General features: G+C 57.8%; 17 protein-coding genes and 3 pseudogenes. 11 read left to right on the top strand and 9 right to left on the bottom strand.

Annotated features, from left to right (window positions below; all coding sequences use genetic code 11):
- Nucleotides 1-13: 13 nt before the first annotated feature.
- On the bottom strand, nucleotides 14-1,297 hold the full coding sequence (pabB, locus tag ACB040_RS15285; RefSeq protein WP_338774994.1) for an aminodeoxychorismate synthase component I: 1,284 nt from the start codon (nucleotides 1,295-1,297) through the stop codon (nucleotides 14-16).
- A 294-nt stretch (nucleotides 1,298-1,591) separates the two neighbouring features.
- Here pabB and ACB040_RS15280 point away from each other — a divergent pair, with 294 nt between their 5' ends.
- Together ACB040_RS15280 and ACB040_RS15275 are read left to right on the top strand one after the other, a co-directional pair.
- On the top strand, nucleotides 1,592-3,118 hold the full coding sequence (locus ACB040_RS15280; RefSeq protein WP_338770953.1) for a fumarate hydratase: 1,527 nt from the start codon (nucleotides 1,592-1,594) through the stop codon (nucleotides 3,116-3,118).
- 263 nt (nucleotides 3,119-3,381) lie between these two features.
- Entirely contained in the window at nucleotides 3,382-3,846 is a 465-nt protein-coding gene (locus ACB040_RS15275) for a DUF2846 domain-containing protein (RefSeq protein WP_338770951.1), read from the top strand.
- 111 nt (nucleotides 3,847-3,957) lie between these two features.
- Here ACB040_RS15275 and ACB040_RS15270 read toward each other — a convergent pair whose 3' ends face one another.
- Entirely contained in the window at nucleotides 3,958-4,536 is a 579-nt protein-coding gene (locus ACB040_RS15270; protein WP_338770949.1) for a PhnA domain-containing protein, read from the bottom strand.
- A 184-nt stretch (nucleotides 4,537-4,720) separates the two neighbouring features.
- Between ACB040_RS15270 and ACB040_RS15265 the strand changes: the two genes are divergently transcribed.
- The 4 genes from ACB040_RS15265 to ACB040_RS15250 all read left to right on the top strand — a co-directional run bounded on the left by ACB040_RS15265 (nucleotide 4,721) and on the right by ACB040_RS15250 (nucleotide 9,207).
- Nucleotides 4,721-5,941, top strand: a complete 1,221-nt coding sequence (locus ACB040_RS15265) for a methyltransferase (protein ID WP_338770947.1) — start codon at nucleotides 4,721-4,723, stop codon at nucleotides 5,939-5,941.
- Between the two features lie 307 nt (nucleotides 5,942-6,248).
- Nucleotides 6,249-7,712: a chitinase gene (locus ACB040_RS15260; protein ID WP_338770945.1), complete on the top strand. Its 1,464-nt coding sequence runs from the start codon at nucleotides 6,249-6,251 to the stop codon at nucleotides 7,710-7,712.
- A gap of 468 nt (nucleotides 7,713-8,180) precedes the next feature.
- Entirely contained in the window at nucleotides 8,181-8,567 is a 387-nt protein-coding gene (locus ACB040_RS15255) for a GFA family protein (RefSeq protein WP_179903930.1), read from the top strand.
- Nucleotides 8,568-8,598: 31 nt separating this feature from the next.
- Nucleotides 8,599-9,207: a histidine phosphatase family protein gene (locus ACB040_RS15250; RefSeq protein WP_338770939.1), complete on the top strand. Its 609-nt coding sequence runs from the start codon at nucleotides 8,599-8,601 to the stop codon at nucleotides 9,205-9,207.
- Nucleotides 9,208-9,339: 132 nt separating this feature from the next.
- Here the strand turns inward: ACB040_RS15250 and ACB040_RS15245 are convergent.
- Together ACB040_RS15245 and smrB are read right to left on the bottom strand one after the other, a co-directional pair.
- Nucleotides 9,340-10,635 (bottom strand): annotated as a pseudogene (locus ACB040_RS15245) (diguanylate cyclase).
- Nucleotides 10,636-10,692: 57 nt separating this feature from the next.
- The gene (smrB, locus tag ACB040_RS15240) at nucleotides 10,693-11,217 is read right to left on the bottom strand and encodes an endonuclease SmrB (RefSeq protein WP_005333198.1); all 525 of its coding nucleotides are present in this window, start codon (nucleotides 11,215-11,217) and stop codon (nucleotides 10,693-10,695) included.
- A gap of 82 nt (nucleotides 11,218-11,299) precedes the next feature.
- Between smrB and prmB the strand changes: the two genes are divergently transcribed.
- On the top strand, nucleotides 11,300-12,235 hold the full coding sequence (prmB, locus tag ACB040_RS15235) for a 50S ribosomal protein L3 N(5)-glutamine methyltransferase (protein ID WP_005360393.1): 936 nt from the start codon (nucleotides 11,300-11,302) through the stop codon (nucleotides 12,233-12,235).
- 12 nt (nucleotides 12,236-12,247) lie between these two features.
- Nucleotides 12,248-13,336, top strand: a complete 1,089-nt coding sequence (aroC, locus tag ACB040_RS15230) for a chorismate synthase (RefSeq protein WP_010634057.1) — start codon at nucleotides 12,248-12,250, stop codon at nucleotides 13,334-13,336.
- A 111-nt stretch (nucleotides 13,337-13,447) separates the two neighbouring features.
- Here aroC and ACB040_RS15225 read toward each other — a convergent pair whose 3' ends face one another.
- Nucleotides 13,448-14,278 carry an ABC transporter substrate-binding protein gene (locus tag ACB040_RS15225; protein ID WP_042053721.1) on the bottom strand — a complete coding sequence of 277 codons (831 nt, stop codon included), beginning with the start codon at nucleotides 14,276-14,278 and terminating at the stop codon, nucleotides 13,448-13,450.
- 348 nt (nucleotides 14,279-14,626) lie between these two features.
- Here ACB040_RS15225 and ACB040_RS15220 point away from each other — a divergent pair, with 348 nt between their 5' ends.
- Nucleotides 14,627-16,027: a DEAD/DEAH box helicase gene (locus ACB040_RS15220; protein ID WP_338770933.1), complete on the top strand. Its 1,401-nt coding sequence runs from the start codon at nucleotides 14,627-14,629 to the stop codon at nucleotides 16,025-16,027.
- Nucleotides 16,028-16,111: 84 nt separating this feature from the next.
- Here the strand turns inward: ACB040_RS15220 and ACB040_RS15215 are convergent.
- Nucleotides 16,112-16,489 (bottom strand): annotated as a pseudogene (locus ACB040_RS15215) (transposase); the annotation flags it as partial.
- Between the two features lie 102 nt (nucleotides 16,490-16,591).
- Between ACB040_RS15215 and ACB040_RS15210 the strand changes: the two are divergent.
- Together ACB040_RS15210 and ACB040_RS15205 are read left to right on the top strand one after the other, a co-directional pair.
- Nucleotides 16,592-17,509, top strand: a complete 918-nt coding sequence (locus ACB040_RS15210; RefSeq protein WP_371155451.1) for an IS5 family transposase — start codon at nucleotides 16,592-16,594, stop codon at nucleotides 17,507-17,509.
- A 118-nt stretch (nucleotides 17,510-17,627) separates the two neighbouring features.
- Nucleotides 17,628-18,789, top strand: a pseudogene (locus ACB040_RS15205) (IS3 family transposase).
- Nucleotides 18,790-18,846: 57 nt separating this feature from the next.
- Here ACB040_RS15205 and hisIE read toward each other — a convergent pair.
- The 3 genes from hisIE to hisA form a co-directional block, all read right to left on the bottom strand.
- Nucleotides 18,847-19,467, bottom strand: coding sequence for a bifunctional phosphoribosyl-AMP cyclohydrolase/phosphoribosyl-ATP diphosphatase HisIE (gene hisIE / locus ACB040_RS15200; RefSeq protein ID WP_338770929.1), 621 nt, complete (start codon nucleotides 19,465-19,467; stop codon nucleotides 18,847-18,849).
- Nucleotides 19,468-19,595: 128 nt separating this feature from the next.
- Nucleotides 19,596-20,369, bottom strand: coding sequence for an imidazole glycerol phosphate synthase subunit HisF (hisF, locus tag ACB040_RS15195; RefSeq protein ID WP_005345639.1), 774 nt, complete (start codon nucleotides 20,367-20,369; stop codon nucleotides 19,596-19,598).
- Nucleotides 20,369-21,130, bottom strand: a complete 762-nt coding sequence (hisA, locus tag ACB040_RS15190) for a 1-(5-phosphoribosyl)-5-[(5-phosphoribosylamino)methylideneamino]imidazole-4-carboxamide isomerase (protein WP_159163663.1) — start codon at nucleotides 21,128-21,130, stop codon at nucleotides 20,369-20,371. The genes hisF and hisA overlap by 1 nt, the downstream gene beginning before the upstream one ends.
- Between the last annotated feature and the right edge of the window lie 5 nt (nucleotides 21,131-21,135).

Here is a 21,135-nt window from a genome sequence, read left to right as displayed (position 1 = left end):
ACAGTGGGGAGGGTTACAGCGCCGACAGCGGCGGCAGGATGCGGGCGACCTTGTCATAGGTCTCCTGATATTCGCTGTCGGCGTCGGAGTCGGCGATGATGCCGCCACCGGCCCAGCAGTGCAGACGACCCGCTTCGGCGATCAAAGTGCGAATGCAGATGCTGGTATCCATCCGGCCGTGCTGGCTGAGATAGCCGATGCTGCCGCAATAGGCGTTGCGGCGCTGGGGCTCCAGCTCTTCGATGATCTCCATGGCGCGGATCTTGGGGGCGCCGGTGATGGAGCCACCCGGGAAACAGGCGCGCAGCAGATCGACTCCTTGCCAGCGTGCATCCAGCTCACCATGGATGGTGGAGACCAGATGATGTACCGCCGGAAACGACTCCACCGCAAAGAGATGAGGCACGCTGACCGAGCCTGGCCTGCTGACCCGACCGATGTCGTTGCGCAGCAGATCAACGATCATCAGATTCTCTGATCTGTCCTTGTCCGCCTGCGCCAGCTCCCGCGCGACTTGCCGATCGATGGCCGGATCGGGGTGGCGAGGGCGAGTGCCTTTGATGGGTTTGGTTTCGATATGACGGCCATCAAGCAGCAGGAAGCGCTCGGGGGAGAGGCTCAGCAGCGCGCTCTCCGGCAGACGGATAAAGGCAGAGAAGGGGGCCTTGTTGGCGGTTGCCAGAAGACAATAGGCCTGCCACTCATCCCCCTGATAGGGGGCGCTGAAACGCTGGGTCAGGTTGATCTGGTAGCAATCCCCTGCGGCGAGATATTCCTGAATACGGGCAAACTTCTCGCCATACTCGGCGCGGCTCATATTGCTCTGCCACGACCCCTGCAAGGCAAAAGTGGGGGCCGGTTTGGCCTGCTGCTGTTCAAGCCAAGCCAGCCGGTTGGCAAGACCCGCTTCATCCCCCCAGTGCACCAGCTGCCAGTCGCCGGTCGCCACATTGCGCAGCAGCGCCCAGTCGTAGATGCCCACCGCCATGTCCGGCACTGCGATATCGGCGGCGGCCTGCACTGGCAGTCGCTCGAAGCGGCGGCCGAGATCATAGCCAAACAGACCGAGGGCGCCGCCAATAAAGGGTAGGTGAGTGGCACACAGATCCAGCTCCCCCAGCAGCTGTTGCTGGGTATGGGCCAGCAGGGCGAGGGGATCTTCGTGGTGTTTGCTGATATTCGCTCCGACACGCAGAGTGGTCACCTCGCCACGGGTTTCGAGGGTCGCCAGCGGATCGGCAGTGATGATATCAAAGCCGTTATCGGCACCGAGTGGCCCCGCCGACTCCAGCAACATGGCCCACGGCTGATGTTGCAGGCGGGCAAAAAGCTGATGGAGTTCAGCACTATGGTCTAGATGATGGATATGAAGTGTTGGCGTCATTTTATGTTACACAGGCAACAGTTTGGTTCCCGAACCCTAGTCGGTGCTGGTGGGCAAGCGTATCATAGGTGTCGGTGACTTAAGAAAAAACTGCCGTGTCGTTCGTTTTTTGCTGGTTGATAGTTTTTAGCCAGCACGTCAGCACGGCCCATCATATGGAAGCCCTTGCCCTGCTCTGTGGCAGAGACAAGGACCAGTGAGGATGATATGAGCATTATAAAAAAACAGGATTTCATCGATTCTATCGCAGATGCCCTCCAGTACATCTCCTATTACCACCCGTTGGATTTTGTTCAGGCTGCCAAAGCGGCGTATGACCGTGAGGCCAACCCGGCCGCCAAAGATGCGCTGGCCCAGATCCTGATCAACTCCCGCATGTCCGCCGAAGGTCATCGTCCGCTCTGCCAGGACACCGGCATCGTGACCTGTTTCGTCAAAATTGGCATGCAGGTCCAGTGGGACAGCGACATGACAGTGCAGGAGATGGTGGACGAAGGGACCCGTCGTGCCTACACCAATCCTGACAACCCGCTGCGCGCCTCCGTGCTGGCCGATCCGGCCGGCAGTCGCAAGAATACCAAAGACAACGCCCCTGCCGTGGTCCATATCGACATGATCCCCGGCAACAAGGTGGAAGTGAGCATCGCGGCCAAAGGCGGCGGCTCCGAGAACAAATCCAAGATGGTGATGCTCAACCCCTCTGACGATATCGTCGAGTGGGTGCTGAAAACCGTGCCGACCATGGGCGCAGGCTGGTGCCCGCCCGGCATGCTGGGCATCGGCATCGGCGGTACCGCCGAGAAAGCGGCGGTGCTGGCCAAAGAGGCCCTGATGGAGCACATCGACATTCAGGAGCTGATCGCCCGTGGCCCGCAAACCACTGAAGAGAAGCTGCGGGTCGAGCTCTACGACAAGGTCAACAAGCTGGGGATCGGTGCCCAGGGTCTGGGCGGCCTGACTACCGTGCTGGATGTGAAGGTGAAATCTGCCCCCACTCACGCCGCCTCCAAACCGGTGGTGATGATCCCCAACTGTGCCGCCACCCGCCACGTTCACTTCGAGCTGGATGGTTCAGGCCCTGCCGAACTGACGCCGCCGAAACTGAGTGACTGGCCGGAGATCACCCGTGAAGCGGGTGGCAACGTGCGCCGCGTCAACGTCGATGGCATCACCAAGGCCGAGCTGGCCAGCTGGAAGAGCGGTGATACCGTGCTGCTCTCCGGCAAGATCCTCACCGGTCGTGACGCCGCCCACAAGCGTATCGCCGACATGCTGAAAAATGGCGAAGGGTTGCCTGAAGGGGTCGATTTCACCAACCGCTTTATCTATTACGTTGGCCCGGTCGATGCGGTGCGTGACGAAGTAGTTGGCCCGGCAGGCCCCACCACCTCCACCCGGATGGACAAGTTCACCGACATGATGCTGGGTGAAACCGGCCTGATCGGCATGATCGGCAAATCCGAGCGAGGCCCGAAAACCGTCGAGAGTATCAAGCAGCACAAGGCTGTCTATCTGATGGCCGTTGGGGGCGCCGCCTATCTGGTGGCCAAGGCGATCAAGAAGGCGCGCGTGGTAGCCTTTGCCGATCTCGGCATGGAAGCGATCTACGAGTTTGAAGTGGAAGATATGCCGGTGACCGTAGCGGTCGACTCCGAAGGCAACAATATCCACGAAACCGGCCCGGCCTACTGGTATGCCAAGATTGCAGAGTTGGACGGCAAACTCTCCTCCTGAGTGACCATTTCCGCTGTCGGTTAAAGACATCGGCCATGTAAACAAGGCGCATCCATCTGGATGTGCCTTTTTTCTGATCAGGGTTGCTTGATTGCTATACCGGGGTGTAATGCCAGCAAGATAGGCTAATGCTCTTTTTTACCATGCGATCATTACTGGAGCACAAGAAGGAGAGCAGGCTGGTGAAAATGCGGAATAACGAGTTGGGGGACAGTCGATAAAAAAACAAGAAATCACAATCTTCCATAATATGAGGTTTACCAATGCGCAATCTGTATGCCGCTTTGATGATTATGGCCTTCCTTATTCTCGGCGGTTGTTCATCTCTACCCGCACAGAACCCGAACGATCCGGCCATCGTTCAAGCCAAAGCTTTTACCCCAGCCCCTAAAGGCAAGGGCTATGTCTATCTCTTCCGTGACTACTGGCTTGCCAGGCAACATTCTTATGTCGTTTATTTGGGAGATGAAACACCCGTAGATATTTATAACAAGAGTTTCTTTTTGTTGAAGTTGGAGGCGGGAACGAGCTACAAGTTGGCTAGCGAAAGTGAGTTTGGTAATGAAGAAGTTGTGCTGAACATTGAAAGTGGAAAGACCTACTATGTGCGGCACACTCCTCGTCTTGGTGTCCTCTTAGGGCAAAGCGACTTAGATCTGCTCACTAAACCGGATGACATTAAAGATGCTCAGGAGTCGATCATGGTTTCTCGCATGAACAACCCCTAAAACAACGTTTAGTCACAATGCCAGTCAGTTAATACTGACAGGCATTAGGTGCGACGCCATCCTTTTATGGTTGTGCTTGAGCCCTGTCTGCAGAGCAAGCAAATGCTGGGCTTAGGCCTTTTTCAGGTAGGCTGCCACCAGCACGATCTGCACGCCGTTAACCTTGCCTTCGATATGGAGCGGGTTGTTGGTCAGACGGATGCCCTTGACCAAGGTGCCGCGCTTGGCGGTGAAACCGGCGCCTTTCACGTCCAGATCCTTGATCAGGGTGACGGAGTCGCCCTCTTGCAGCACGGCGCCGTTGGAGTCAACGGTCGGTACGCTGTCGTCATCTTCGTCAGCAATACCCGCTTCAGCCCAGGCCTTGGCTTCGTCTTCCATGTACATCATGTCCAGCAGATCCTGAGCCCACACCTCACCCTTGCCGGAGAGTGTTTTCAGCTGGCGCCATGCCATCACCTGCACCGCAGGCACCAGGCTCCACATGCTGTCACTCAGGCAACGCCAGTGGTTGACCACCAGGGTATCCGGTTGTTCCAGCTGACCACGGCAGGTGTCACAGATAGCAACGCTGTGATCATCGTCGCTGGCGGGGGAGTGAGGCACCACGAAGGCGGTCAGCGCCTGCTCGGCGCTGCACAGTTCACACTTGGCGCCCGCGCGCGCTTGCAGAATGGCGTTGATGGTCATGTTGTTGGTCCCATAGCTAGTGGTAAAGCGACCCGCGTTGGGCGGGGCGCGTGAAAGAGGGGGCGGAATATAGCATAAAACCCCGCACTTTGTCAGGTCTGCTCTGGCTCACAGGGTTGGCTGTGCTGTTGCGCGGAGCTGATCGTCAGGTATTGAGAGTGCAATTTGAAGCGGGATCGCTAGAATGAGCCTCCTTTTTGACTGCAAGGCAGGGGCATTCGTGCTGGCTCAACGTTTTCAACAACTGGATCGACTGCTCACCCGCTACCGGCGCTGGTGGCAATATCAGCCATATCATCATCTGACCATGGCCTTTGCCGATGAGGCGCCCGAACTGGCGGCGTTGCTCAATGGGCTGACGCTCGGCCAGTTGGCGGAGCTCGATGCGGATATGGATGCCCTCAGCAGTCTGCTTGTCCCCTGGATTGCCGAGGGAGCCGAGCTGCAGCAACTCAGTCAGCTTGTCCCGTTTGCCCCAGAGCCCATCACCTGCAGCAAGGAGATGGCGCGGCATATGCCGGGGCGCAAGCAGGCCCAGATCGAGTCGTTCACCGCCTGTCTGCCTGCCCATCAGGGCCCCTATCTGGAGTGGTGTGCCGGCAAGGGCCACCTTGGGCGGCTGGTATCAATTCATCGGCAGGCTCCGATCCTCAGTCTGGAGTTGCAAGGGCAGCTTTGTGACGAAGGTCGGCTGCTGGCCGAGCGGGATGGCGCCAATATGACCTTTACCTGCGCCGATGCTTTTGCCCCCGAGTCGGCGGCGCTGATCGCCCCCGAACATCACGCTATGGCACTCCATGCCTGCGGCGAGCTGCACACCCATCTGCTGGAGCGGGTGGCCGAGCGCAGTGCCCGCGGAGTGACCATCTCTCCCTGTTGTTACCACCTGATCCGTACCAGCCACTATCGCCCGCTGTCAGCCGCGGCCAATGCCAGCGAGCTGGTGTTGAGCAAAGCGGATCTCAAGTTGCCGCTACAGGAGACGGTGACCGGCGGTGCGCGGATCGCCCGCCTGCGCGAGCAGGAAGTGGTGTGGCGGCTCGGGTTTGACTGCCTGCAGCGTCAGGTGCGCGGGGTGGATGAGTATCTGCCGGTGCCCAATATGCAAAAGAGCCTGCTGACCGGCAGTTTCACGGCATTTTGCAACTGGGCCGCCGAGCGCAAAGGGATTGTGCTGCCCGCCGGGCTCAACTATTCCGCCTGGTTGGAACACGGGGAGCGCCGCTTTGGTGATGTCGCCCGCATGGAGCTGGTGCGTCATTTGTTTCGCCGTCCCCTCGAGATCTGGCTGGCGCTGGATCGCGCGCTCTTTTTGCAAGAGCAGGGCTATCGGGTCGAAGTGGGGGAGTTCTGTGCCAAACCCATGACCCCGCGCAATATCCTGATCCGTGCCGTGCGTGCCTGACATCCGGCTATTTTGAGCATTTTTCTTGAACATTGATGATGGCTGACAGGTTGAGCCTGTCAGCCATTTTTTTCATCACGAAAAATGACCGTATGGCAGGCCACCCGGCCGTCTCAACTGTTCTAAAAATGGGCGACAGATCACGCTCTGGTGTTTTCGTTTGGGTTCCTTTTCTTTGTTTCAGCTGCACTGAATATCACAAGGTGAAATGGCTCACAAATTCTGCTTATTTCTTAATTCTCATCGTGAATTTAGTTGTTGAAACACCTACTCTTGGAACGCATTAATTCAAACAAGGACGATAAACATGTTCAAACCCAAGCGTTGTGCCTGGCTAATCGCTGCCGCCTGCGCATTGCCAAGCTATGCCGCAATGAGTGCAGCCATGAATATTCAACCCGATCCGCAAAATGCGGGAGGATATGTGATTGCGGCCCCGGATCTGGCCGCCGTGGAAAAAGCCAAGACGGCTAATCCCATGTATGCAATATGGGCCAAGGCATTGGCCACCCGGTCCAATAAAATCGTTGATGCCATTGAACCGGGTCTGGCAAGCAATCCTGACAACGTAAAACGGGTTGAACGGGTATTTCCCCAATCTGAATGGGAATATTTAACCCAGATGGCAGCGCCGGAATATACTTATGTCCGCTTCTTGCGAGCCATCGGTAAATTCCCTGCGTTCTGTGGCGAATATACCGACGGTCGCGACTCTGATGCGATCTGTAAAAAATCCATTGTGACGGCCTTTGCGCACTTCTCTCAGGAGACGGGGGGCCATATTGCCAAGGAGAACGTCTCCGATAACCCGCTGGGGCTGGAGGAGTGGCAACAGGCGCTGGTGCATGTGCGGGAGATGGGCTGGTCAGAGGGACAGACCGGCTACACCACCGGCTGTGGCCAGAACGACTGGCAGAACAAGAAGTGGCCTTGCAGCACGGGTCAGGGGTACTTCGGCCGCGGCGCCAAGCAGCTCTCCTACCACTTCAACTACGGTGCCTTCTCCGAGGCGATGTTCGATGGCGATGCCTCCGTGCTGCTCAACAACCCGGGGCTGGTGGCGGACTCCTGGCTCAACCTCGCTTCTGCCATCTGGTTCTTCCTCACCCCGCAGGCCCCGAAACCGGCCATGTTGCACGTGATTGATCGCACCTGGGTACCTTCCAAACGGGAGGCTGACGCCGGTATCGGCTATGGCTTCGGTACCACCATCAACGTCATCAACGGTGGCATCGAGTGTGGTGAACAGAACAAGGACAAGGGGCAGCCGGTCAATCGTATCCGCTACTGGGAAGGGCTGGCCAACCACTACCAGATCCCGATCAAGGCGGATGAGAAGAACACCTGCTGGCAGCAGACTCCTTATGGCAGCCTCAATCTCAATGGCGCTACCGACGTGCTCTACACCAACTGGGATGGCAACTGGAAATACTATCCGGATCGCCCGGGTGGTTACTCCTTCGAGTGCGAGCTGGTGGGCTTTCAGACCGCTTATTCTGCGCTGGTACCGGGTGATTACGAGAAGTGCGTGACCAACTTCTACGGCTCCCACGCCAACTGGCCGAAAGTGCGGATCGTCGCCCAGCTCGATCCCGCCCCGGTCGATCCGGTTGATCCGCCGGTTGATGGTCAGCCTGCCTGGGATGCCAGCAAGGTCTATACCGCTGGCAGCAAGGTGAGCTACAAGGGCGCCGTCTATCAGGCAAAATGGTGGACGCAAGGGGATGATCCCGCCAAAGGTGGCCCCTGGGTTGTAGTTCCTGCCAAATAAGATGGCGTAATTTAACTCCCAAAGAGGAGAGGGCGGATAACGCCTTCTCCTCGTTAATTATCAGCAGTGCATCACTGAATATTATCTTGTATTTTCAATGGTGCTTATGTTCTAACTGATAAGGTAAGTTTTTATCTGAAAATTGAAATAAAATAGTGTTTAATCAAAGTTGAGAGTGAAATTTATATTCAGGTTCGTTAGCCTCCATAAACTAGCGTCTTCTGATGAGCTTAGTGCGCTACTTATGAATTCATTTTTCACCATAAAATGAAACCTCTCATTGCGAATATGAGGAGTATCTTCTCTATTGGTAAACTGTCATTTATCACCTGAAATGGTGAGGTCTGGCTATATCACTCAGCTTTATCTCGGTACATTGTCGCTTATTCCCTTGAGAAAATAGATGTAAACGGCCGGTTTATATTGGTAATCTCTTTGGCTTGTGCAAAATTGCAACGAGGGGGCAAGATGAAGGGGGGTTGTCATTGCGGGGCAATCCGTTATGAAGTACTGACTGCACCTTTTGCGACCGATTTTTGTCACTGTCGGGATTGCCAGCGCACCACGGGTGCACCGGTCGGGGCCTGGATGGACTTTCACGCCGAACAGGTGCAGTGGTTATGCGGCAAACCGACCGAGTATGCGTCTTCAGATTTTATCCGACGGGGGTTTTGCGCCGAGTGTGGCTCCACCCTCACGTATCGCAGCACCCAGTACCCTGAGTACCTCACGTTGGCTATCGCCTCCCTCGATAATCCGGATGCTGTTGCGCCAACCTATCACATCCATACCGACAGCCAACTGCCCTGGTTGCCGATCCAGGACGAGCATCCCCGTTATCGCAAAGGGAAGTAAAACCAGGGTAGCCCCAACAAAGGAGGTTGGCATGGAACTGGTGGTGATCCGCCATGCAGAGACGCAGGCCAATGCGGAAGAGCGTTATCAGGGCGCGCTGGATATCGAGCTCAATGACGATGGCGTGCGCCAGATCTCTTGTCTGGCTGAGAAGGTGGCTGTGACAGAGCCGCCGTTCGATCGGTTGCTGGCGTCCCCCCTGCTGCGAACAAGGGAGAGTGCTGCCATCTTGTCTCGTCAGTTGGGATTGCCTGTGGAGCTTGTGCCTGCCTTTCGTGAGCGGGATGTCGGCCTGTTTGAAGGGCTGACGAAGGTAGAGGCAAGAACACGCTATCCCGAACTGTGGGCGCGCAATATTACCCGGCGTTGGGCGGAGGCTCCGCCTGGCGGTGAGACGCTGGATGAGGTGATTGCCCGCGTCTCGCAGGGACTCACGGAACTTGCTTCGACCATGCAAGGGGAGCGGATACTGCTGGTGGCGCACGGTGTGGTCGCCAAGGTGATCCGCGCCGTAACGATTGCCGGTTTTGATGACTTCTTCGACTGGCAATTGCCCAACGGCGGCATGCTGTCGGTGAGGCTCTCTCTGGCTGATGGCGGCCCACTGCGCTTTAGCCGTCCCCTTGATGGTTGTGATTGAGGAGTGCACCAAAAGCAGAATGAAAAAAGCAGCGCTACCGAAGAGAGTAGCGCTGTCTTTTGTATTCGTTGCGGTTGGTTATCTCTGCAGGCACAGGTTAGCAGTGTCACCAGAGAGCAGGGGCGTGCGTCCTTAAGTCGGCTCCGGCTCCTCTTTGCGGCAGCAGTTGCGCCCCTGTTTCTTGGCCAGATAGAGGGCGGTGTCGGCTCGTCTAACCATCTTCTCTACAGTGTCATGGCTGCCCTTGCTAGCACTGATCCCGATACTGATGGTGAGGGAGATCTCAAGAGCCCCGTCCAGTGCATGGTGCTGGGATTCGATGGCGAGCCTGATCCGCTCGGCGCTGGCCTAGGCGAGCTCGAGGGAGGTTTCCGGTAGCAGCACGATAAACTCTTCGCCACCCCAACGACCCAGCATGTCCACCTCCCGCAGCTGTTTGCTGATCCGTTTCACCAGACTCAGGATCGCCAGATCCCCCTGTTGATGGCCAAAGGTATCGTTGACTTCCTTGAAGTGGTCGATATCGATCAGCAGCAGGCTCATGGTATGGCCAAAACGCTGGCAGCGCTGCATCTCGGCATTGACCAGTTCGTTGAACCGGCGCCGGTTGGCAATGCCGGTCAGGGGATCCGTGGTGGCGGCGACCTTCAACTCCTCCACCAGTCGGGCTCGCTCCGAGATATCCCGCAAGATGGCGGTCATCTCGGTGGTCGGGCCCAGATTGATCTTGGCGATGGTCACCTCCAGCGGAAATTCGCTACCGTCGCGGCGCAGACCCATCACCGAGGCGCGGGCATGCATCGGGCGCGAATTGATGGGGGAGCTGCTGAAAGCTTTGAAATAGGTTTCGTGATTGGCGCGAAAACGCTGTGGCAGCAGGGTTTCCAGTCGCTTGCCGAGATAGCTTTCGTCGATGCCGAACATCTCACACGCGGCGGGGTTGATAAGCTCGATGCGTGACTCGCTGCTGACACTGATGATGCCGTCATAGGCGGAGTTGACCACTGCCTCGAAGCGGCGGCGACTGGTGGTGAGCGCCTCTTCCAGCTGCATCCTGGCGGTGATGTCGATGGCGGTCACGATGATCCGGTTGATCCGTGCCTGCTCGGGGATGATTGGGGAGAGAATAAAGCGCCACCAACTGGTACGCGAGAGGCTGTCGATGGGCAGCTCGCTCTCGAGCCCGGTCTGCATGCGCACACATTCGTGCATTGGCGGCTCGATGGTATTGGTGATGTAGCGGGGGAACATCTCGCTCAGCTGTTTGCCAATGCTGCCAAGGACATCCAGCTCGAACGCCTTGGCAAAGGTATCGTTGGCAGAGACCAGCACAAAGTGATCATCCTTGTCGAGGCTGAACACCGCCACGGCGGCGCCGATGGCGTCGAGAGATGACTTTATGTCGGCATGGGAACCCTGTGTAAACATGCGACCTCCACGGCGAATAACGTATTGATATTCAGTATAGTGTGGTCGTTTGGCTAACTACTCTTCGATATCCAGCAACACCAGAATGGCGCTGTCGCCGCCCCATTCGCGGGGGGCCTGATGGAAGGCGCGCACATTGGGGTGCTGGGCCAGCCAGCTGGGAATGCGCTGCTTGAGAATATGTTTGCCGATGCCGTGCATCACCGAGGCGACGTGAATGTTCTCTTTCTGGCAGAGGGTGAGCAGGGCGGCCAGCTCCTGTTTTGCCTGCTGCTGGTTCATGCCGTGCAGATCGAGATAGATCTCCGGCGGATAAATGCCCCGTTTGAGCTTTTTCAGCTCAAATTTTGACACATCTTCCCGCACGTAACGGGTCGGCCCATCATCGTCGAGATGGGGCTGATACTCATCGCTGAAATAGTGGTCAACCCCAAGCTTTTCGCGGGTTTCGCGCAATTCGCGTTTCTGCTTGACCGGGCGTAACTCGGCCCTTATGGTATCTTGCTTGATTTTCCGGGTACCTTTTATCGCATCGCGGAACAGCAGGGTTTCCTCGTCTGTCGGTGAGGGCGTTTTTTTCATCAGATGCTCATGTATTAGGTATGCGTCTTGCCCGCAACGTAAACGGGGCTCGGGCCGGATATTACTCGACTTGGAGGTGGATTTGGACAAGATATTTATCGATGAGGTGGTTGCCGAGATGCACACCATCCAGGACATGTTGCGTTGGGCCATGAGTCGTTTCAACGACGCCGGGATTTTTTACGGTCATGGAACCGACAACGCCTGGGATGAAGCTGTGCAGCTGGTACTGCCCGCGTTACATCTGCCACCGGATGTAGACCCGGCCATGCGCCACTCCCGTCTCACCAGCAGCGAGCGTCACCGTATCGCCGAACTGATTATCCGCCGTGTACAGGAGCGGGTACCGGCCGCCTACCTGACCAACAAGGCCTGGTATGCCGGTTGGGAGTTCTACGTGGACGAGCGGGTGCTCATTCCCCGTTCCCCCATTGCCGAGATGGTGGCCAACCGTTTCGCGCCCTTCCTCAAACATGAACCGACCCGGATCATGGACTTGTGCACCGGCTCCGGCTGTATCGCCATCATCATGGCCCACGAGTTCCCGGAAGCGGAAGTCGATGCCATCGACATCAGCATCGATGCGCTGAACGTGGCTGAGCGCAATATCAACGATCATGGGCTGGAGCAGCAGGTCATTCCGATCCGCTCCGATCTGTTCCGCGATCTGCCGGCGGGCGACAAGTACGATCTCATCGTCTCCAACCCGCCCTATGTGGACTCCGAAGATATGTCGGATCTGCCGGACGAGTTCCGTCACGAGCCCGAGCTGGCGCTGGCGTCCGGCTCCGATGGTCTCAAACTGACCAAGCGTCTGCTGGCCCATGCGGCAGATTTCCTCAAGGATAACGGTGTGTTGGTGGTCGAAGTGGGCAACAGCATGATCCATCTGGAAGCCCAGTTCCCCGAGATCCCCTTTACCTGGGTTGAATTCGAAAACGGCGGTCACGGCGTCTTTGTGATGACCCGTGACGAGCTGGTGCAGTATCAGGATCATTTCGCCATCTACAAGAACTAAGCAGGAGCGCGCATGGCAGGGAACAGTTTTGGTCAACTCTTTCGGGTCACCACCTTTGGCGAGAGCCACGGCCTGGCGCTGGGCGCCGTGGTTGATGGCTGCCCGCCGGGGCTGGAGATCAGCGAAGCGGATCTGCAGGGAGACTTGGATCGGCGCAAGCCGGGCACTTCCCGCTACACCACGCCGCGCCGCGAGCCGGACGAGGTGAAGATCCTCTCCGGGGTGTTCGAGGGCAAGACCACCGGCACCTCCATCGGGCTGCTCATCGAGAATACCGATCAGCGCTCCAAGGATTACTCCGATATCAAGGATCTGTTCCGGCCGGGTCACGCTGACTACACCTACCACCAGAAGTATGGTCAGCGCGACTATCGCGGCGGTGGTCGCTCCTCCGCCCGCGAAACCGCGATGCGGGTAGCAGCGGGGGCCATTGCCAAGAAGTACCTCAAACAGGTGCATGGCATCGAGATCACCGGTTTTCTCTCCCAGCTCGGCCCCATCAAGGCCGAGGCGTTTGACGCGGCGCAGATTGAGCAGAATCCCTTCTTCTTCCCCGATGCGGGCAAGCTGGAAGCGCTCGATCAATACATGCGTGACCTGAAAAAAGAGGGCAACAGTATCGGTGCCAAGGTGCAGGTCATTGCTAGCAATGTGCCGGTGGGCCTTGGTGAGCCGGTGTTTGATCGTCTCGACGCCGACATTGCCCATGCCATGATGGGCATCAATGCGGTGAAAGGGGTGGAGATCGGTGACGGCTTTGCGGTAGTGGAGCAAAAAGGCTCCGAGCATCGCGACGAGATGACCCCGGCGGGCTTTGCCAGCAACCATGCGGGCGGCATTCTGGGCGGTATTTCGTCAGGTCAGGATATCGTGGTGAGCATGGCGCTCAAGCCCACCTCCAGCATCACGGTGCCAGGCAAGACCATCAATACCGAAGGCGAGGCAATCGAGATGATCACCAAGGGTCGTCACGATCCTTGTGTCGGCATTCGCGCCGTACCCATCGCCGAAGCCATGCTGGCGCTGGTGTTGATGGATCACCTGCTGCGCCATCGCGCCCAGAATCAGGGGGTGTTGACCCATACTCCGCAGCTGCGCTGATCGCTGTTGCTGCTTATCGACTGATCATCATCAGTCAGGAGATCAAGTTCGACAATACCAAACAGGCGACCTTCGGGTCGCCTTTGCTATTTCAGGTGGCGGCTTATCCCGTCAATGCTTGCGGAGGGTGCGGGTCAACAGATCCGCGGCGCCCGGATCGGCATTGAGGCGACACCTTGGCGGCGAGAACTTGTTGTGGGGTTTGGGCAAGGCATGAATGGCCTCGTTGACTTTGAGGATCTGTTCTTCGCTCACGCTGTTTTTGGCAAACATCAAGCTGACCGGCTGGTGGTGTAGCAACAGTTGGCAGCTGATAAACTCTTCGGCCCCCAGCTGGGCCAGCCGGTAGCGAGCATATTGCCACTCCATGATGATGCCATCGAGGCGGCGAGCCAGCAGCAGATCGATCATCCGCTCATCGGCGTTGTATTCGGTCGCCATTTTAAGCGCCGGGCAGCTATCCATCTGATGCATGGGGCGGGTGCCGCGTAACTTGCCTATCTTGAGTCCTTTCTCGTTGCACAGCGCGGGCAGATTATCGAGCTGCGCCCAGCGATCCTGATGGCCGGGAATCGGGTCATTGCTCAGCAGCACATAGGCACTCTGGCGGTAGGGGGTCGAGAAGCGGGCATAGCTCTGGCGCTCCGGCAGGGGGAGGGCGGCCATCGCCACATCCAGCTGGTCGTGCTCTACCAGATGCAGTGCCCGCGCCCAGGGAAGTTCGCGAAACTTGGGGGCAAAGCCCGCCTGGGTGAGGATCTGGCGGGTCAGACTGACATCCAGCCCATCCAGCTCACCCCGGTTGTTGATTTGGCTGAAGGGGGGCCAGTGACTCCAGGCCACGGTCAGAGTCTGACTGGCCTGCAGCGCAGGGCTTAGCAGCAGAAGCAGCAGGCCAATCCTTGCCTGCCAGCTGCCGCGGGGACGATATGGCGTGGTCATAGCTAAACCTCGTTATTGTGTTCTTCTATCCCGTGCTTTTGCCCCGCGAGTCATGCCTGCGAGGGCGGATATTGTGTTGCCAGTTAATAGTGTGGTGCGTGCGACATCAATCAACGGGATTATTCGGGGGGCAGGAGGGGGATTTTCTCTTCGTGCTGGGAGGAGCATCACATTTTTCTCGTTTATCCCGGGCAACTCCGTTAGACTGCGCCTCTATTCTTTCCCCTTTGCTCTGCTCCCCGGGGAAATCGTTGTTTTCTCAATAGGCCCAGATCTTGTGAGATGGCATCGGCTCAGCAGAGGAGCCCCACCACAAATCCCCGGCGCCCCTATCTCTAGCAGGTAATTATGAGTTTTACTTCCCTCGGTCTGGCCGAACCCTTGTTGCGTGCCGTTGCCGAACAAGGCTACGACACCCCGTCTCCCATTCAGCAGCAAGCGATCCCCGCCGTTCTGGCTGGCCGCGATCTGATGGCGGCGGCCCAAACAGGGACCGGCAAGACCGCAGGCTTTACCCTGCCGATGCTGCAACGTCTGATGGAAAGCAAGCGCAAGGTCTCTCCGAACCGCGTCCGTGCGCTGGTACTGACCCCGACGCGCGAGCTGGCCGCCCAGGTGGGCGAGAGCGTGCGTAACTACGGCAAGCATCTGCCCCTGCGCAGCCACGTGGTATTTGGTGGCGTAAGCATCAACCCGCAGATGATGGCGACCCGCCGTGGTCTGGACGTGCTGGTGGCCTGTCCGGGCCGTCTGATCGATCTCTACAACCAGAATGCCGTCAAATTTGACGAGGTGGAGATCCTGGTACTGGATGAAGCAGATCGTATGCTCGACATGGGCTTTATCCGCGACATCCGCCGCATCCTGACCCTGCTGCCGAAGAAGCGTCAGAACCTGCTCTTCTCCGCCACCTTCGCCGATGAAATTCGCGAGCTGGCCACTGGTCTGCTGGACAACCCGGCAGTCATTGACGTCGCCCCGCGCAACAGCACCGCCGAGCGTATCGAACAGCTGGTGCACCCGTGCGACAAGGCCAACAAGATTGCCCTGCTGAGCCACCTGATCTCCAGCAACAACTGGCAGCAGGTGCTGGTCTTTACCCGTACCAAGCACATCGCCAACCGCGTTGCCGAGAAGCTTGAAAAAGACGGCATCAGTGCCGCCGCCATCCACGGTAACAAGAGCCAGGGTGCCCGTACCCGCGCGCTGGCCGGTTTCAAGGATGGCAGCGTGCGCGTGATGGTGGCGACCGACATCGCCGCCCGTGGCCTCGATATCGACAAGCTGCCGCAGGTAGTGAACTTCGAGCTGCCCAACGTGGCGGAAGATTACGTGCACCGTATCGGTCGTACCGGTCGTGCCGGTGCTGCCGGTCACGCCATCTCGCTGGTTGCGGCCGATGAAGGCAAGCTTATCAAGGCTATCGAGCGTCTGACCAAGCAGAACATCCCCTGCGAGCAGGTGGCCGGTTTTGAAGCCTCCCGCGAGACCCTCGACAACATCGCCCGTGGTATCGGCGCGCCGCTGCGCAAAGAGCCCCGCGATCCGAGCGAGCAGCGCCGTGCGCCGCGTCCGCAAGGGCAAGGCCAGCGTCAGGGTGCCGGTCGTTCGGCCTCCAATGGCAATGTGGGTGGTGCCCGTACCGGTAACGGTGGCAAGCCCAAGCCGCAAGGTGGTCAGCGTCCGGCTGATGGCGCTGGCAAACCGGCTCAGGCCCGTCGTCCACGTCGCTCTACCCACAACCAGTAAGCGGCTCGGGAGCTTGACTCCCAAGCTTATGCTGTTGTCTAGTCCTGAAATAGGTTTACACATTTTCAACTAGCATTTCTCTACTCAGAACCCCCTATGTACCGCATCGGGGGTTCTGTATTTCAATGCATAATGCGGCCGCTCCACGTTGTAAATATCCACTGCTTCACGCACCATTTCCCTCGCTTGCGTCAAATCCTGCGGGTTTTGCAACAACAACTCTCCTTTCAAAATCCCGTTCCCCCGCTCCGCCAACGCATTCTGGTAACAGTCATACCCATCCGTCATCGAGCATTTCACTCCGTACCGTTCATGTAATGATTGATACAGCACCGAGCAATACTGCACGCCGCGGTTCGAGTGATGGATAAGCTCACCGTCGCCACGCCGTTGCTTCAGCGCTTTCTTGAACGCCATCGCAACCGACTCCGCGTGCATCCCTTCGTGTACGTGATGGCCTATGTAGTGGTCTAATCGGCGTTGTTTCCCAAATCGATGCAGCTTGAATAGAACTAACTGAGGGTTCGGTGATCTGAACACCACCATCCCCTTCAAGTCTGCATCATGGGCACGTCGCTTCACCCCATCACCAACTGGCCTCAATACAACAAGTCTTTGATTAACCGTGGTTCACTCACTTTCTGGGTTGATGCCGAGTCCATGAGCAACTGGTTTCACCACGACCATCATGGGCGGCGGGACTGCAGCCAGCTTTACACTGACCAGACCATCGCAACCTTCCTGATGCTCAAGGGGATTTTCAACCTCACTCTGCGAGCAACACAGGGACTACTCGACTCCCTGTTCGAGTTGATGAACGTACCGCTGTGTGCGCCGGACTATAGCTGTGTCAGCAAGCGAGCACGCACGGTGACAGTGGCTTATCCACAGCCCCCAAAGGGAGGCATTACCGACCTGGTTATCGATTCAACCGGGCTGAAGGTGTTTGGCGAAGGCGAGTGGAAGGTCAGAAAACACGGCGCCGAGAAGCGGCGAGTGTGGCGCAAGTTGCATCTGGCGGTAGACCCGGTGGCCCACGATATCGTGGCGGCGGAAGTGTCGTTGGAAAATGTCCATGATTCCGAGGTATTGCCCACCTTGCTCAACCCTCTGCGGCGTAAGCTGGGACATGTTTATGCGGATGGCGCCTACGACAGCAAAGCCAGCCATCAGCTTATCTCGCGCAAAGGGGCGACAGCCTGTATCCCGCCCCGCAAAAGCGCGGGGTTATGGAAAAAGGGGCATCCAAGAAATGAGGCGGTGTTGGTGATGCGCAAGGAAGGGCTGGTGCACTGGAAGAAGATATCGGGTTATCACCGGCGCTTGCTGGCAGAGACGGCGATGTATCGGTTCAAGCAGTTGATGACGGGCAAAATCAGTCTGCGGACCTACAACGGTCAGGTAGGGGAAGTCATGGCGTATGTCAGCGCCATAAATAAACTGAATACCCTTGGCCTACCTGTCAGAAAGCCCCGAGTGTAGCGGTCACCTGGGGCTGGCGAAGTCATGACTTGCTGGCTGATTTGGGAAACAATGCCGGTCTAATCATCCCGGACACCATTTTAGGTGGTACAGTCGCCACCATGACCTGAGGTGTTCAATGACAAGATTACGTCGCTCATTTACAGCCGAATTCAAACTCGACGCCGCATCCCTGGTGCTCGACCAGGGATATTCAGTCCCCGAAGCCAGCCGTTCACTGGACGTTGGTGAAAACGTACTTCGTCGCTGGGTTCAGCAGCTTCAATCCGAACGCAGTGGCACAACCCCAATCAGCAAAGCGCTAACTCCTGAGCAGCAGAAAATCCAGGAGCTGGAAGCCCGTATCAATCGACTCGAACGTGAAAAGGACATTCTAAAAAAGGCTACTGCTCTCTTGATGTCGGACGACTTCACACGTACGCGCTGATAGACCGATTAAGGGAGCAAGCCCCATCACCTTGGTCTGCTGCGCTTTCGATGTTCCCACCTCCTGTTTTTACGATTATCTGGCCCGTAGGCGGGCGATTAACCGTGAGCGCATGCAACAGCGCTCTGAGTTGCGCCGGTTGTTCAAAGCGAGCAGGGATTCGGCTGGCAGCCGCGCCTTGATGTCGATGATGCGGGAGTTGGGGTATCAGATTGGCCGATTCAAAGTACGTAACCTGATGAAGGAAGCCGAGTTGGTATCCAAACAGCCCGGCGGACACCGCTATAAGGTGGCACGGTCTGAACGACCGGACATTCCCAATCTGCTGGCCCGCGAATTTGATGTTCCGCAACCCAATCAGGTGTGGTGTGGCGATATCACCTACGTCTGGGCCGGTGGTCGCTGGCATTACCTGGCAGCGGTGCTTGACCTGCACACCCGGCGGGTCGTGGGCTGGGCGATGTCTGATAAACCTGATGCAGAATTGGCAATCAAAGCACTGGAGATGGCCTATCAGCAGCGGGGTTGCCCATCCGGTGTGCTATTTCACTCTGACCAGGGCAGCCAATATGGTAGCCGGGCATTTCGGCAACGACTGTGGCGCTATCGCATGACTCAGAGCATGAGTCGGCGTGGCAACTGCTGGGATAACGCCCCGATGGAGCGATTGTTCAGAAGCCTGAAGTCAAAGTGGCTCCCGGCAAGGGGATACATGAGCCTGCGGGAAGTAAAGCGGGATATCAGTTATTACCTGATGGATTACTACAACTGGCTGCGTCCACATCACCACAATGACGGGATACCGCCAGCAAAAGCCGAAGAACGGCCTAACCAAGTGTCCGGATTTAGTTGACCACTACAACTTTGTTATTATGATAGATGGGCTAAACGCCCATCTATCAATATGCAGTTATTTATTATGCCGCTCATAAAGCCGCTGTACCACATCCTGTAATCCCAGCCCTTCGTTTTGCAACAGCACGGTCAGGTGGTAGAGCAGATCGGCGGATTCGTTGATAAGCTCCTCCCGATCCTTGGCCATGGCGGCCAGCGCCACTTCGACACCTTCCTCACCGACCTTCTGGGCGATGCGCTTGGTGCCTTTGCCGTAGAGGCTGGCGGTGTAGCTGGTGGCCGGATCGGCACCTTTGCGGGCGGCCAGGATCTGTTCCAGCTCTGCCAGAAAACCGAGCGGTGGCAGCGGGTGACCATGGAAGCAGGAGGTTGTCCCTTTGTGGCAGGTGGGGCCGACGGGGTTGGCGGCAATCAGCAGAGAGTCCTGATCGCAGTCGGTGCTGATGGCGACGAGTTGGAGCACATTGCCCGAGCTTTCACCCTTGGTCCAGAGCCGCTGCTTGCTGCGGCTAAAGAAGGTGACCTGACCTGTGGTCTGGGTTTTTTCCAGCGCCTCGCGGGTCATAAAGCCCTGCATCAGCACCTCGCCGCTGGCGGTGTGCTGGACGATGGCGGGGATCATGCCATCGCATTTTTCCCAGTCGAGCTGTTCAATTAATAAGTTGGAATTATGCACGGGTATCGGCTCCTCTATTATCAGATCGGCACTCAGGGCGGGGGATCATGGCGCATTTACATTTTTCCCAGTCGAGCTGCTCGGCAAGGGGGCGCGCGCTGGCGGTGGTTTGTGTGTTATCTGAGAAGTTATTCACGGATGGCGACTCCTTCGGTTTTCAGCCAGCGTTTCAGTTCGGGAATGGGGATAAGGCCTTTGTGGAACACAGAGGCGGCCAGCGCCCCGTCCACATCGGCGAGGGTAAAGGCATCGCGAAAGTGCGCCATGGCACCGGCGCCGCCGGAGGCGATCAGCGGCACCTTGCAGACGCTGCGTACCAGCTTGAGCTGGTCGAGGTCATAACCCTGACGCATGCCGTCCTGATTCATCACGTTCAGTACGATTTCGCCCGCGCCGCGCTTTTGCACCTCTTGCACCCAATCGAGGGTGTGCCAGGCGGTGGTGCGGGTGCGGCTCTCGTCACCGGTAAACTGTTTGACCTGATAGTGGCCCGTGTCGGCATCGAAGTAGGAGTCAATGCCCACCACCACGCACTGCACGCCAAAGCGCTCAGCCAGTCGGCTGATAAGCGTCGGGTCGGCCAGCGCCGGAGAGTTGATGGAGACCTTGTCTGCGCCAAATTCGAGGATCTGGCGGGCATCTTCCACGCTTTTGATGCCACCGGCGACGCAGAAGGGGATATCGATCACCTCAGCTACCCGGCTCACCCAGCTCTTGTCCACCACCCGGGCATCACTGGAGGCGGTGATGTCATAGAACACCAGCTCGTCAGCGCCCTCTTCGGCGTAGCGGCGCGCCAGCTCGACAATGCCGCCCATCACCTCGTGGTTGCGAAATTGCACCCCTTTGACCACCACGCCATCTTTCACGTCGAGGCAGGGGATAATGCGTCTTGCCAGCATCAGTTGCCTCCTGTGGTATCGGCTGCGGGGGCTTGCCAGCAGGCGATGGCGTCACCTACCGAGAACTTGCCCTCCAGCAGGGCGCGGCCAAGGATGATCCCCTTGACGCCGGAGCCCTTGAGCGCCTCGATATCCGCGATGCCGCCAATGCCGCCGGAGGCCTGAAAGGCGACGCTCGGGTAGCGGGCGCAGAGATCCCGATAGAGCTCGACGTTGGTGCCAGCCAGGGTGCCGTCACGGCTGATGTCGGTGCAGAGCACATGTTTGAGCCCGGCGGGGAGGAAGCGCTCGATCAGTGCCTCGATGGTTACGCCGCTGTTCTCCTGCCAGCCTGCCACCGCGATATGGCGATTGCCCTGTGCATCGATATTGACGTCCAGCGCCAGCACGATCTGCTCGGGGCCATATTTCTCCATCCAGCTCGCCACCAGATCCGGGGATTTGACGGCGGTGGAGCCAATCACCACCCGGCTGGCACCGGCGGCCAGCAGATCCGCCACATCCTGTTCGGTACGCACGCCGCCGCCGACCTGAACCGGCGCTTCGGTGGCTGACAGCAGTTGGGTCAGCAGGGGCAACTGGCGCGCCTTGGCATCCTTGGCACCGTCCAGATCCACCAGATGGAGCTGCACCGCCCCCTGGGAGACATATTCGTCGAAGCGGGCCTGCGGGCTGCTGCTGTATTCGGTCTTCTGCTCGTAGTCCCCCTGATAGAGGCGAACCACCTGACCGTTGATAAGGTCAATTGCGGGAATGATCATGCTAG

This window comes from Aeromonas sp. S11(2024), assembly GCF_041402345.1.
Classification (GTDB): domain Bacteria; phylum Pseudomonadota; class Gammaproteobacteria; order Enterobacterales; family Aeromonadaceae; genus Aeromonas; species Aeromonas veronii.
This window is presented reverse-complemented; position numbering and strand designations above follow the sequence as displayed.

Bases quoted from the DNA above. Each gene is read 5' to 3' on its own strand.
- smrB (WP_005333198.1), bottom strand. From the start codon at position 11,217: ATGAAAAAAACGCCCTCACCGACAGACGAGGAAACCCTGCTGTTCCGC.
- aroC (WP_010634057.1), top strand. From the start codon at position 12,248: ATGGCAGGGAACAGTTTTGGTCAACTCTTTCGGGTCACCACCTTTGGC.
- ACB040_RS15270 (WP_338770949.1), bottom strand. From the start codon at position 4,536: ATGACCATCAACGCCATTCTGCAAGCGCGCGCGGGCGCCAAGTGTGAA.
- ACB040_RS15225 (WP_042053721.1), bottom strand. From the start codon at position 14,278: ATGACCACGCCATATCGTCCCCGCGGCAGCTGGCAGGCAAGGATTGGC.
- ACB040_RS15275 (WP_338770951.1), top strand. From the start codon at position 3,382: ATGCGCAATCTGTATGCCGCTTTGATGATTATGGCCTTCCTTATTCTC.
- hisA (WP_159163663.1), bottom strand. From the start codon at position 21,130: ATGATCATTCCCGCAATTGACCTTATCAACGGTCAGGTGGTTCGCCTC.
- pabB (WP_338774994.1), bottom strand. From the start codon at position 1,297: ATGTTGCTGGAGTCGGCGGGGCCACTCGGTGCCGATAACGGCTTTGAT.
- ACB040_RS15265 (WP_338770947.1), top strand. From the start codon at position 4,721: ATGAGCCTCCTTTTTGACTGCAAGGCAGGGGCATTCGTGCTGGCTCAA.
- ACB040_RS15210 (WP_371155451.1), top strand. From the start codon at position 16,592: ATGGGCACGTCGCTTCACCCCATCACCAACTGGCCTCAATACAACAAG.
- ACB040_RS15250 (WP_338770939.1), top strand. From the start codon at position 8,599: ATGGAACTGGTGGTGATCCGCCATGCAGAGACGCAGGCCAATGCGGAA.
- hisF (WP_005345639.1), bottom strand. From the start codon at position 20,369: ATGCTGGCAAGACGCATTATCCCCTGCCTCGACGTGAAAGATGGCGTG.
- ACB040_RS15220 (WP_338770933.1), top strand. From the start codon at position 14,627: ATGAGTTTTACTTCCCTCGGTCTGGCCGAACCCTTGTTGCGTGCCGTT.
- ACB040_RS15260 (WP_338770945.1), top strand. From the start codon at position 6,249: ATGTTCAAACCCAAGCGTTGTGCCTGGCTAATCGCTGCCGCCTGCGCA.
- ACB040_RS15280 (WP_338770953.1), top strand. From the start codon at position 1,592: ATGAGCATTATAAAAAAACAGGATTTCATCGATTCTATCGCAGATGCC.
- ACB040_RS15255 (WP_179903930.1), top strand. From the start codon at position 8,181: ATGAAGGGGGGTTGTCATTGCGGGGCAATCCGTTATGAAGTACTGACT.